A 9481-nucleotide genomic window follows, 5' to 3' on the forward strand; every position below is an offset into this window, starting at 1 on the left:
GATGCGACTCCTTGACGTCTACTGCTGCCAGGGCGGCGCGTCCGCCGGCTACGAGGCCGTCGGGTTCGAGGTGACCGGTGTAGACCTGGCCCCGCAGCCGCGGTACGAGGCCCGGTTCCCCGGGCGGTTCGTGCAGGGCGACGCGGTCGAGTTCATCCGTGAGCACGGCGCGGAGTTCGACGCGATCCACGCTTCCCCGCCGTGTCAGGCGTACAGCCTGGCGCAGCGCATCCAGGGCCGCGAGCACCCGGACCTGATCGGTCCGACCCGTGAGGCGCTGGAGGCGACGGGGCGGCCGTGGGTGATCGAGAACGTCGCGGAAGCCCGCGGGGAGCTGCGCGACCCGGTGACCTTATGCGGTGCGGCGTTCGGCTTGCGGACGTACAGGCACAGGTTGTTCGAAGCGGGCGGGGGCCTGGTGTTGGAGCAGCCCGACCATGCCCCGCACGCGACGCCGACAGTGAAGATGGGCCGCGCTCTCCAGCCCGGCGACTTCTACCACGCCGTCGGGAACTTCTCCGGCGTCGAGCAGGTGCGCACCGACATGGGGGTGCCGTGGATGAACCGCGACGGTATCCGCGAGTGCATCCCGCCGGCCTACGCCCGATGGGTGGGAGAGCGGCTGATGGCCGCGGCTTCAATTCCGATCCAACTGTCCCTGTTGGCGTCGCCCGCACTCGACCTGGAGAAGAGCGCCTGATGAAGATCTTGGACCTTTACTGCTGCGCCGGCGGCGCGGGCATGGGCTACCACCGGGCCGGGTGGGACGTGACCGGCGTGGACGTCGTGCGGCACAAGCGCAACCCCCACCCCGTGATCGAGGCCGACGTGCTCGACCTCGACCCGAACTGGATCGCTAACAACTTCCACGCCGTGCACGCGTCGCCGCCCTGCCAGGGGTATTCGGCGATGCGCCACGCGCCCGGCGCGAAGGGGGCCCCGCGGCTGATCGAGCCGACGCGGGATCTGCTGGAGGCGACGGGTCTGCCGTGGGTGCTGGAGAACGTCGAGGGCGCCGCGGAGCACATGCGCAGCCCGATCACCCTGTGCGGCACGATGTTCGGCCTCGGCGCCCAGGGGTGCGAGCTGCAAAGGCATCGCCTGTTCGAGACCGGCGGCGGCCTCACTCTCGACCAGCCGCCGTGCCGGCACTCCGGCGGCCCCGTGATCGGCGTGTACGGCGGGCACGCACGCAACAGGGGTTCCTCCTCCGGCGGCCGCGGAACCCGCGACGTATGGGAGGGCGGACACCGTGCCGCGGCGTCGCAGGCCCTCGGCATCGACTGGATGACCCTCGGCGAGATGTCTGAGGCGATTCCGCCGGCGTACACGGAGTGGATCGGCGAACGGCTGATGACTGTCGCGTCGGCGCCGACGCAGTTGATGCTTCCGGCCGCATAGGTGCGCCCCGCCAGCTGGTATCTGGCGGGGCACGCCCCGATCATCCCACACGCCCTCCATTCGCACGCTGACGGCCTTACGGGACTGTCGGCACCCCGAGTAAGACTCAAGATTCCTGAGCGTCTGACGCTCACTACAGCCCCGGGAGGGGACATGTCCGACACCGACGACCAGATCCGCCTCAAGAGCCTCAACATCGTGGGCGGCGTCGCCACCTTCGAACTCCTGCCGCCGGAGTCCTTCGCCAACGTTTTCGTCGAGTCCGCCCGTGCGTCTCTCGAAGAGGCCAGCGCCGAGAGCTACGTCGAGTACGAGATCCGCGACAACAAGACCAGCGAGCGGTTCGCGGTGGTCGTGCAGCGGGTTGGGAGGCTCACCCCTCATACCGCCCGCCTGAAAGCAGAGAAGGAACGCGACGAGCTCCGCGCCACCAATCTCCGCCTTTGCGATGAGGCTCCTGGGGCCGATGCGTGGGACTGCCTCAAGGCCGAGATCCCGCGCCTGCTCGGCCGAGAGCGCGTTGAGGACCTGCCGTTCGATTCCGAGTACGCGACCGCGCTGCACGACGTTCTGGCGGCGATGAAGCGGATCGAGAGCGACAGCCCGCTGGCGGGGGAGGAGTCCTGATGTCCGACGCCAATCTCCTGCGGGAAGCCGCCACGAAGGTGCGCGAGACCGCGCTTGCCCTCGGCGACTGTCGGGGCCCCTGGTACGTCCTCAACCGCGACCAGAGCCCCTATCCGCAGTCCATCGGCAACATCGGAGTGCCCTACGCCGTCGCGTCCACGCACACCAGCCCGACGAGCCCGCCCGCCATCGCCGATCACATCGCCCTGTGGCACCCGGGGGTGGCTCTTGCCGTCGCGGACTGGCTGGAGCAGCACGCCGCCGAGCACGACGCCCGCGAGTGCGAACGCGAGGTGTGTGCCGCCCTGAAGACCGCCCGCGCTCTGCTTGGAGAGGACCCCCGATGACCCCGACTGACGCTCAGGTCGCTGCTGTGATGGCCGCGATCGTCGCCCCGCCCGAGAAGCAGCCGAACTCGGTCGCCGTGGAGTTCCAGCGGTGGCAGCTGGAGCAGACCATCCGCCGCGTGTGGCCGCACATCGCAGCGCAGGTCCTCGCCGCCGCACCGTGCCCGCACGGCGTCGAGCTGGACATGTGCGACACCTGGGAGTGCGCGCAGCGGCTCAACGAACTCGACGAGGAGGCGTGATGGGAGACCGGACCATCGCCGAATGCGCAGACCTCGCCGCCGAGCTCGTGTTCACCCACACCGACGCGCCACTGGACGTCGTCGACATCGTCCGTCGCGCCGTCCTCGACGCCTACCGCACTGGGTGGCATCCGGCTCTCGTCGATCACCCCGACAAACCCATCGACCCGGAAGCGCCCCGCCATTGGTGCACGTACTGCGGCGACCTGATCACTGGACAGTGGATCGGCCCGGTCCCGCAGCCGGGACAGTCATCCGGCTCGGGGCCTCGCTATCACCTCGACCGTCCGCAGTGCCGGAAAGCCAGCTTCGCCAACAACCCCAAGGAGTCCTAATGGCCGGAGAAACCCAGATCACCCTCGTGGGCAACCTCGTGGACGATCCCGAGCTGCGTTTCACGCCGTCCGGTGCGGCGGTCGCCAACTTCCGTGTCGCGTCGACCCCGCGCACGTTCGACAAGCAGAAGGGCGAGTTCGTGGACGGCGAGTCCATGTTCCTCACCTGCACTGTGTGGCGGCAGTACGCGGAGAACGTGGCGGAAAGCCTGACGCGGGGCATGCGCGTGATCGTGCAGGGCCGGTTGAAGCAGCGGTCGTATGAGACGCAGCAGGGCGAGAAGCGGACCGTGTTCGAAGTGGATGTCGAGGAGGTCGGCCCGGCGTTGCGGTCGGCTACGGCGAAGGTGACGAAGGCGCAGCGACAGGGAGGCGGACAGCAGGGCGGCGGCGGGTTCGGCGGTGGCCAGCCCCAGCAGCCCGGCGGGTTCTCCGGTGGGCAGCAGCAGGCCGACCCGTGGGGGCAGGGCGCTTCCCCTGCGACCGTCGCGGACCCGCCGTTCTAGCGATGACCGCTCTGCGTGGCTTAGACGGGGTGGGCCTTGTGTACGTGGTCGTGTGCGCTTCCTGCGGCACGGACCATCGTTCCCGGCTCACCCCGCGCACCGCATCGGACGCCCGCCATCTCGCCCGGAAGGACGGGTGGCGGGCACCCACCAGCAAAGCCAAGCGCGGTCGGGACCTTTGCCCCGACTGTCGGCAAAGCACAAGCGGCGGGCCAGGTCCCGTAGGACCCTAAGTGGCAAGCCCGCCGCCGCGCTGATTGAAAACTCACAGAGAGCTTCGCGGGAGAGCGTAGCGCCCCCGCCCGCACCAAGGAAAGGAGACCTGATGGACACCCTGACCCGTCTCACTGTCGCCCTGCACGCTGAGCTGTGCCGCCTCCATGACGTCACCCCCGAAGGATGGTCGCTCACCGGGGACTACGCGGCGCTGCGGGACGACGCTGAGCGGCTGGCGGAGGTCGCGGTGAAAGTCATGGAAGAGACGAAGTGACGAAGGGGCGGACCGTCCCCGCCCCGCCCGAGAGAAGATGAAGCATGGACATCCTCGCCCCCCTGATCGACATCCTCCGCGCCCTCAAAGACCCCGCCCTGCTGGTCGCTGGCTCCGTTCTCGCCTGGATCGGCGGCGCCTTGCAAGCGAACCGCACAAACAATCTCCAGGTCGATCGCGAGCGCCAAGCGCACTACGACAAAATCCTCAGGCTGCTATCTGAAGAGCAGGCGAAGCCGTTCGATCACGATCACCTGCACCACTTCACAGACTTGCGACACCTCCTCGACACAATCCCGCGCGGCCACGGAAAGCGTCGGAAGAGGCTGATCAGAGATGTAGAGGCTGAGTGCCTGCGTGCCATTCAGTGGCACGAGCGCCTGCACAGTCCGACCTTCAAGCACTACATGTTGCAGGAGAACCTGCCCGCCGAGACCATTCACCAGGGGCTTCTGGCTCGCCTCTCCGAAGTCGTGCGAGCCGCCTTTCAAGGCGTTCCCCTGCCAGACGCCCCCGCCCTTTACAAGCGACTCGGGAGCATCGACCGCAAGGCCACTGAGCTTGATGTGGAGTATCACGAAGCCGAGGCTGCCGCGTGGGCGGACCGGGACGACGATTCGTCATGAGAGCAGGCAGGACAGGGGTACCATCCCCCAAGCCGAAAAGGAGGCGACCGTGCACGTCGTTGAGATCGACTATGCGAGGCACCCGGGCGGATGGCGTCCGCTACTCACCGAGCCCACCCGCGAGGAAGCACAGGCGGCGGCCGACCGGGCGCGGACGACACTGACCGATCACATCCTCCGCGTTCGCCCCGAGACAGAGCAGGAACGCGCGGACCAGGAGAACGTCCCGCAGCTGGCGGACCCGGCGACGTGCGCACACGAGGACCTGAGGCCCGTTCGGCTCATCGGGTTCGTCGTTCCGGCGTTCCACTGGTGCGAGACGTGCGGCTCCCGAGTGGGGGAGGGGCTGCGATGACCACGCCGACGCAGACCACCCCCGCCGAGCAGCTCGATGCCGCAGAGGCGCAGGCCGACGAGGAGATCCAGGCGATCATCACCGCTGCGGTCGCGGCGGGGCTCAGTGGTGCGACGGTCCTTGCTGTCCTTGCGGCGCTCACGAACGCGGTCAGCAGTGCGGCGCAGCGGGGGTTCACGGTGGGCGCTCAGATCGCGTTGCAGGGCGCGGCGGGCAGGCGGGCACGGATGCGTCAGCTCGTGGTCGAGCCGCTTCCCACGTCGGCTGAGGCGGACGTCAGGGCCGTCGTGGAGGACGTGGCCCGCAGGATCGATGCCGCCATCGCGGGGGAGCCTCCCGAGACGACGACCGCGCCCGTCACGCCGTCGCCAGCGAGCGTGGAGCTGGCCCGGTTCCGGCGGCGGATGCGCATCCTCGCCATCACCAAGATCCACCAAGCGGCGTCGAGCGCGACGTACTCCTATGCCCGATGGCTGGGGCTCGACCTCGAATGGGTCACCCGGCGGGATGGGCGAGCGTGCGCCGTGTGCGGCGCGCTCAACGGGAAGCGCGTGCCATCCGGCGAGAAGTTCGCCAACCCCAGAGGACCCGGCGTTCCGCGGCGGCTATGGGACGGCTTCCAGGGCCTTCCGCCCACTCACCCTTCGTGCCGGTGCAGGGTCATACCCCGGACATAAGGAAAGGGCCCGCATCCCCCGATGGCAGGCCCTCTCCCACTGCTGAGAAGATCGCTCTTCCCCGTGGTCACATAGTACGACGCACGGGGAGATTCCATGACGTACCACCTGTCCTGCCGCCTGTGCCAGTCCGAGATGGACTCGGGTGTGGTGTGCTCACCGTGCGTAGGCGGGATGATGGCGGACCTGCGCGCCCTGTGGGCGACCGGGGACCTGCACGGCCTGGACGTCGACCTCGACATCGCGATCGCGAAGCAGTCGCGGTTCGGAGGCGGTGGAGGCGGGCGCGGCGGGGGCGACGAGATCCCGCTCCTCATCAACGAGGCCGCGTCCGACGTTCGCCGCTACCTGCACTCGATGCTGTCCACCTGGTGCCGGGTCATCCTCGGCCAGTGCGGGGGAACCCCGCCAGCGGACACCATTCCCGCGATGGCTCAGTGGCTCCACGGACAGGGCGTCATCATCCGATCCGCGGAGTGGGGCGACGAGTGCGTGCAACAGATCCGGTACACGGTGCGGGAAGTGCGCAGGTGCGTGGACCGGCCGGCCGAGCGCATCTACGCGGGGGAGTGCCCGAAGTGCGCGGGGAAGGTGTACGGGCTCGCGGGGGCCGATTGGGCGTGGTGCCGGGCGGAAGGGTGCACGGGCGAGATTGAGGACCCCGAAGCGCGACGGGACGCAGCGGTCAAGGAAGCCGTGAAGGCGGCGCCGGAGCGGCTGGTGACCGCAGCGGAGGCGGCGATGGCCAGCAGGGCGCTCGGCAGGCAGGTCAGCGATCGGGCCGTGCGGAAGATGGCGGCGGAGGGGAAGATCCACGCCGTGCCCGGGTCGAAGCCGGCGAAGTACCGGCTCGGGGAGATCATGGACGTCCTCAACTGCAAGGAGCGGGCGACGGCGTAGAGGCCGAGAATGCACTCTGACCTGCAATTATGTTGAACATGCGGGGGGTGGGTCATAGGGTTTCAATGCGGCCCATTCCGGGCCAAGCCCCCATCAGGAAGGCCACGAACGTGACCCTGGAAGAATTCCTTGCGGCTCGCCTCAAGGAAGAAGAGACCCTCGCGCTCGAAGCACTCGGAGAACACGGATACGGGGCCTCGCCCTGGTCCTTCGATGAGGAGAACGGTGAGTTCGACTTCGGGTTCCCCAACGAGCACTTCAACATTGGCATCGGAGTGTTCGACCCCCGGATGCAGCACATGGTCCACCACGAGCCGCGCAAGGTTCTCCGCGAGATCGCAGCTAAGCGTGAGGTAGTCGAAGCCTCCTGGGCTGCCGACGGCGAACGGGCTGCCGGACTAGTTCAGGCCATCCGCCTGCTTGCTGCTGCCTACGACACCCACCCGGACTACAAGACCATCCAGGACATCTGACGACGAATCGCCCCCTCCCGAACGGGAGGGGGCGTTGTTGCGTTCCTCAGACGGCGACGTCGGGGCGGACCACCGGGGACACCTGCTGCCGTGTCGGGTGCGCGAGCAGCGCCACGATCAGGGCGTTGATGGACGCCACCAGGGTCGCGTCCAGGTCGAGCCCGTAGTAGCCGAGCAGGGGCGCGACCGTGGTCACGACAGCAGTGAAAGCCGCCGGGGTGACGGGTCGAACCATGACGGCCTGGACCGCGCCGAACACCGCACCGAGGCAGGCGACGATCAGCGGTACGGCGGCTTCGGTCAGGTGGGGTACGGACAGGGCGACGCCGACGAGGAGCGCGGCCTGCACGATGGACAGGATCTCGACCGGCTCACGGCCGAACAGGGTCAGGGGCTTCATGGGGCCTCTCTTGTGGGTGGTGGGTTACAGCCAGGACCAGCCGTTGCTCATCCGTTCACCACCAATCGCTTGGTGGTCACGGAGTCCACCGTGAGGTTCTTCGGGACTGCCGCCGAACCGCCCTTGGCCTCCTCCGCCTGCCGCTTCGCGACCGCGCTGATGAGCTGGCCCATGGCGATGCCGGTGATCTTGTCCCCGTAGCCCTTCTCTGCCTTCGAGCCGACATAGGCGCGCGCGAGGCGTACCCCCTCGGCGGTGCTGCTGCCGTAGTCGCCGTCCACGCCATCCGAGCCGAGTGCCTTACGGAACCCGGCGTGCGCGACCATCTCCTGGATGGCCTTGACGGCTTCGCCCTTGTCGCCCTTCTTCAGGCCGATCAACTGGTCCTCCCACGTGGTGTTGCCGCTCCCGGTTCCGGTGGCGGTGTAGTCGGGTCGGCCGTAGCCGTGGATACGCGTCGACGACCGGGACACGCTCTTGAGGTAGACGCCATTGCCGTTGTAGTAGGCGCCGTTCAGCGCCCCTGACGTGTTGCCGCCGATGGTGGTGATCGACGATGAGGACACGCCGATGACGAGTTCCACATGGGTTCCGCCGCCCGCGCCGTAGTAGACGAAGTCCCCGACCTTCGGGGTGTTGTGATAGCGGCCGCGGGTGCGGAACCATCCGACTCCGACCTCGCATCCGGCGGTGCGCGGCCCTGCGCCGGCGTTGCCGGTCTGGGCGAGCAGCCACGACAGGAACGCGTGGCACCACGGGTAGCCGTAGCCGTCGTGCGGGTAACCGGGGATGCGGCCGAGCCAGCGGTTGTACTTGGTGTCGTTGTTGCCGGTCTCGCGGTATCCGACCTGCGACCGGGCGAGGGTGATCATCGCCTGTGCGCTCACTCGTCCTCCTTGGTGGGCTGGACGAGCGTGGCCACGTCGGGTGCGCCCGTCTGGTGGAGGATCGCCTCGGTGAGGTGGGCCTGTCGTTCGTGGGCGGTGCGCTCCTCGACGGAGTCCCACGCTTCGGTGGGCTCTTCCTCGGGTGAGGTCACGTGTGCCTCCTGGCATGGGAAAGCCCCGGGCATGCCGGGGCGTATGTGGAGAAATCGGGCTTAGCGCGGGGCGCGGTGCTTCGCCCGGCGGACCCTGCGGTGCAGCAGCCACGCCCACCCGATCGCGACGAACGCGGCAGTGAAGACGGCAAGGCGGGCGAGCGCGTGCCCGGGGAACTCCCCGAACCAGTTCCTCGCAGCGACCAGCGTCAGCACTAGCGCGAGGGACACGAGCGTGGTCATGACCAGACGGCCACCCGGGTTGCCCCACCAGCGGACACGGCTGTAATCGAGAGCGAACACCCACATGAGCAGGGCCGCCAGGGTTGCCATCACGGTTCCTGCCTCATACATCGGGCTCCCCCTGAAGCGCGGACCAGATCAAGGGTCCGAAGTGGTTCTGTTCACGCTGTCGGCGAAGTCGTGACGTGACATCCCGGATCTCGTCGTCGCGGTCGCGGGCCTGCTGCACACCGCGCTCTGTGCGTTCGGCGAGTTCGTGGATTTCCTCGGAGGTGACCGGGGGCGGCGAGAAGGTGCGGACGATCCTGTCGAGCCACCCCTTCATGAGACTCCCCCCGGTCCTTGGTCGGCGGCGACCTTTCGGATCTCCTCCAGGGCGTGCGCGGTGGTGCGCCCGGATTCGAGGAGTGCCGTGATCTGGTCGGCCTGGCGGCAGTTCCGGTCCTGCTCAGAGGTGAGTACCGCCTTCAGCTCGGATATGCGCTCGTCCCGTGCGGCCAGCAGCTTGTCCACCGTCCAGGCGGGCATCAGCCTCCCGGTGAAGATCATGACGATGCCGAGGGACAGGAGCCCGCCCGCTCCGAGCTGAAGGAAGGGCGCTAAAGCGGACAGGGCGTCCAAGAGGCCTCCTACTCTCCGGGCTGAAGCGGCGGGGGCGGCGGTTCGTCGCTGTAGTCGTCACCCTCGCCGGGAGGCGCGAGGTCCTCGGGGTCCAGGTCCGCCGGCGGGTTCGGGTCGGAGGGGTCGACGGGGATGGGGGTGAGGGGTGGCGGCTCGACCGGGTCGGGGGTTGGCTGCTCGGGGGTGGGTTCTGACATGG

At 68.4% G+C, this 9481-nt stretch carries 20 protein-coding genes; 13 read left to right on the plus strand and 7 right to left on the minus strand.

Annotation, left to right across the window (positions count from 1 at the left end):
- The first annotated feature begins 1 nt into the window (after nt 1).
- The 13 genes from ACIRPH_RS30945 to ACIRPH_RS31005 all read left to right on the plus strand — a co-directional run bounded on the left by ACIRPH_RS30945 (nt 2) and on the right by ACIRPH_RS31005 (nt 6979).
- A complete protein-coding gene (locus tag ACIRPH_RS30945) occupies nt 2–700 on the plus strand; it encodes a DNA cytosine methyltransferase (RefSeq protein ID WP_402920935.1) in 699 nt (232 codons plus the stop codon).
- Complete coding sequence (locus ACIRPH_RS30950) at nt 700–1401, plus strand: DNA cytosine methyltransferase (RefSeq protein ID WP_402920938.1); 702 nt, start codon at nt 700–702, stop codon at nt 1399–1401. The genes ACIRPH_RS30945 and ACIRPH_RS30950 overlap by 1 nt, the downstream gene beginning before the upstream one ends.
- Nucleotides 1402–1554: 153 nt before the next feature.
- On the plus strand, nt 1555–2028 hold the full coding sequence (locus ACIRPH_RS30955; protein WP_402920940.1) for a hypothetical protein: 474 nt from the start codon (nt 1555–1557) through the stop codon (nt 2026–2028).
- Nucleotides 2028–2375 (plus strand): hypothetical protein, encoded by a 348-nt coding sequence (locus ACIRPH_RS30960; RefSeq protein WP_402920943.1) that lies wholly within the window; start codon nt 2028–2030, stop codon nt 2373–2375. The genes ACIRPH_RS30955 and ACIRPH_RS30960 overlap by 1 nt, the downstream gene beginning before the upstream one ends.
- Complete coding sequence (locus ACIRPH_RS30965) at nt 2372–2617, plus strand: hypothetical protein (protein WP_402920946.1); 246 nt, start codon at nt 2372–2374, stop codon at nt 2615–2617. Before ACIRPH_RS30960 ends, ACIRPH_RS30965 begins: the two co-directional genes overlap by 4 nt.
- A complete protein-coding gene (locus tag ACIRPH_RS30970; RefSeq protein WP_402920949.1) occupies nt 2617–2952 on the plus strand; it encodes a hypothetical protein in 336 nt (111 codons plus the stop codon). The genes ACIRPH_RS30965 and ACIRPH_RS30970 overlap by 1 nt, the downstream gene beginning before the upstream one ends.
- Nucleotides 2952–3458 carry a single-stranded DNA-binding protein gene (locus ACIRPH_RS30975; RefSeq protein WP_402920952.1) on the plus strand — a complete coding sequence of 169 codons (507 nt, stop codon included), beginning with the start codon at nt 2952–2954 and terminating at the stop codon, nt 3456–3458. Before ACIRPH_RS30970 ends, ACIRPH_RS30975 begins: the two co-directional genes overlap by 1 nt.
- A gap of 325 nt (nt 3459–3783) precedes the next feature.
- The gene (locus ACIRPH_RS30980) at nt 3784–3948 is read left to right on the plus strand and encodes a hypothetical protein (protein WP_402920955.1); all 165 of its coding nucleotides are present in this window, start codon (nt 3784–3786) and stop codon (nt 3946–3948) included.
- A 44-nt stretch (nt 3949–3992) separates the two neighbouring features.
- Nucleotides 3993–4574 carry a hypothetical protein gene (locus tag ACIRPH_RS30985; RefSeq protein WP_402920958.1) on the plus strand — a complete coding sequence of 194 codons (582 nt, stop codon included), beginning with the start codon at nt 3993–3995 and terminating at the stop codon, nt 4572–4574.
- Nucleotides 4575–4623: 49 nt separating this feature from the next.
- Nucleotides 4624–4929, plus strand: coding sequence for a hypothetical protein (locus tag ACIRPH_RS30990; RefSeq protein WP_402920961.1), 306 nt, complete (start codon nt 4624–4626; stop codon nt 4927–4929).
- On the plus strand, nt 4926–5606 hold the full coding sequence (locus tag ACIRPH_RS30995) for a phage minor head protein (protein ID WP_402920964.1): 681 nt from the start codon (nt 4926–4928) through the stop codon (nt 5604–5606). The genes ACIRPH_RS30990 and ACIRPH_RS30995 overlap by 4 nt, the downstream gene beginning before the upstream one ends.
- A 96-nt stretch (nt 5607–5702) precedes the next feature.
- The gene (locus ACIRPH_RS31000; protein WP_402920966.1) at nt 5703–6506 is read left to right on the plus strand and encodes a hypothetical protein; all 804 of its coding nucleotides are present in this window, start codon (nt 5703–5705) and stop codon (nt 6504–6506) included.
- A 110-nt stretch (nt 6507–6616) separates the two neighbouring features.
- Entirely contained in the window at nt 6617–6979 is a 363-nt protein-coding gene (locus tag ACIRPH_RS31005) for a DUF6221 family protein (RefSeq protein ID WP_402920969.1), read from the plus strand.
- A 46-nt stretch (nt 6980–7025) separates the two neighbouring features.
- Here the strand turns inward: ACIRPH_RS31005 and ACIRPH_RS31010 are convergent, their stop codons facing one another.
- Genes ACIRPH_RS31010 through ACIRPH_RS31040 form a run of 7 tightly spaced genes read right to left on the minus strand, consistent with a single transcriptional unit; the run spans nt 7026 to nt 9479 of the window.
- Nucleotides 7026–7379: a hypothetical protein gene (locus tag ACIRPH_RS31010; protein WP_402920972.1), complete on the minus strand. Its 354-nt coding sequence runs from the start codon at nt 7377–7379 to the stop codon at nt 7026–7028.
- 47 nt (nt 7380–7426) lie between these two features.
- Nucleotides 7427–8266 carry a CHAP domain-containing protein gene (locus ACIRPH_RS31015; protein WP_402920975.1) on the minus strand — a complete coding sequence of 280 codons (840 nt, stop codon included), beginning with the start codon at nt 8264–8266 and terminating at the stop codon, nt 7427–7429.
- Complete coding sequence (locus tag ACIRPH_RS31020; RefSeq protein ID WP_402920977.1) at nt 8263–8418, minus strand: hypothetical protein; 156 nt, start codon at nt 8416–8418, stop codon at nt 8263–8265. The genes ACIRPH_RS31015 and ACIRPH_RS31020 overlap by 4 nt, the downstream gene beginning before the upstream one ends.
- A gap of 60 nt (nt 8419–8478) precedes the next feature.
- Nucleotides 8479–8751, minus strand: coding sequence for a hypothetical protein (locus ACIRPH_RS31025; protein WP_402920980.1), 273 nt, complete (start codon nt 8749–8751; stop codon nt 8479–8481).
- 13 nt (nt 8752–8764) lie between these two features.
- Nucleotides 8765–8986 carry a hypothetical protein gene (locus ACIRPH_RS31030; RefSeq protein ID WP_402920983.1) on the minus strand — a complete coding sequence of 74 codons (222 nt, stop codon included), beginning with the start codon at nt 8984–8986 and terminating at the stop codon, nt 8765–8767.
- Nucleotides 8983–9282: a hypothetical protein gene (locus tag ACIRPH_RS31035; RefSeq protein WP_402920986.1), complete on the minus strand. Its 300-nt coding sequence runs from the start codon at nt 9280–9282 to the stop codon at nt 8983–8985. Before ACIRPH_RS31035 ends, ACIRPH_RS31030 begins: the two co-directional genes overlap by 4 nt.
- A gap of 8 nt (nt 9283–9290) precedes the next feature.
- The gene (locus ACIRPH_RS31040; RefSeq protein WP_344175576.1) at nt 9291–9479 is read right to left on the minus strand and encodes a hypothetical protein; all 189 of its coding nucleotides are present in this window, start codon (nt 9477–9479) and stop codon (nt 9291–9293) included.
- Nucleotides 9480–9481: the final 2 nt, after the last annotated feature.

The sequence above is a fragment of the Nocardiopsis sp. NPDC101807 genome (genome assembly GCF_044766605.1).
Lineage (GTDB): Bacteria > Actinomycetota > Actinomycetes > Streptosporangiales > Streptosporangiaceae > Nocardiopsis > Nocardiopsis tropica.

Coding starts and splice junctions, on each gene's coding strand:
- ACIRPH_RS31000 (WP_402920966.1), top strand. CDS start 5,703: ATGACGTACCACCTGTCCTGCCGCCTGTGCCAGTCCGAGATGGACTCG.
- ACIRPH_RS30970 (WP_402920949.1), top strand. CDS start 2,617: ATGGGAGACCGGACCATCGCCGAATGCGCAGACCTCGCCGCCGAGCTC.
- ACIRPH_RS30975 (WP_402920952.1), top strand. CDS start 2,952: ATGGCCGGAGAAACCCAGATCACCCTCGTGGGCAACCTCGTGGACGAT.
- ACIRPH_RS30945 (WP_402920935.1), top strand. CDS start 2: ATGCGACTCCTTGACGTCTACTGCTGCCAGGGCGGCGCGTCCGCCGGC.
- ACIRPH_RS30955 (WP_402920940.1), top strand. CDS start 1,555: ATGTCCGACACCGACGACCAGATCCGCCTCAAGAGCCTCAACATCGTG.
- ACIRPH_RS30950 (WP_402920938.1), top strand. CDS start 700: ATGAAGATCTTGGACCTTTACTGCTGCGCCGGCGGCGCGGGCATGGGC.
- ACIRPH_RS30995 (WP_402920964.1), top strand. CDS start 4,926: ATGACCACGCCGACGCAGACCACCCCCGCCGAGCAGCTCGATGCCGCA.
- ACIRPH_RS31010 (WP_402920972.1), bottom strand. CDS start 7,379: ATGAAGCCCCTGACCCTGTTCGGCCGTGAGCCGGTCGAGATCCTGTCC.
- ACIRPH_RS30965 (WP_402920946.1), top strand. CDS start 2,372: ATGACCCCGACTGACGCTCAGGTCGCTGCTGTGATGGCCGCGATCGTC.
- ACIRPH_RS30960 (WP_402920943.1), top strand. CDS start 2,028: ATGTCCGACGCCAATCTCCTGCGGGAAGCCGCCACGAAGGTGCGCGAG.
- ACIRPH_RS31040 (WP_344175576.1), bottom strand. CDS start 9,479: ATGTCAGAACCCACCCCCGAGCAGCCAACCCCCGACCCGGTCGAGCCG.
- ACIRPH_RS30980 (WP_402920955.1), top strand. CDS start 3,784: ATGGACACCCTGACCCGTCTCACTGTCGCCCTGCACGCTGAGCTGTGC.
- ACIRPH_RS31030 (WP_402920983.1), bottom strand. CDS start 8,986: ATGAAGGGGTGGCTCGACAGGATCGTCCGCACCTTCTCGCCGCCCCCG.
- ACIRPH_RS31025 (WP_402920980.1), bottom strand. CDS start 8,751: ATGGCAACCCTGGCGGCCCTGCTCATGTGGGTGTTCGCTCTCGATTAC.
- ACIRPH_RS30985 (WP_402920958.1), top strand. CDS start 3,993: ATGGACATCCTCGCCCCCCTGATCGACATCCTCCGCGCCCTCAAAGAC.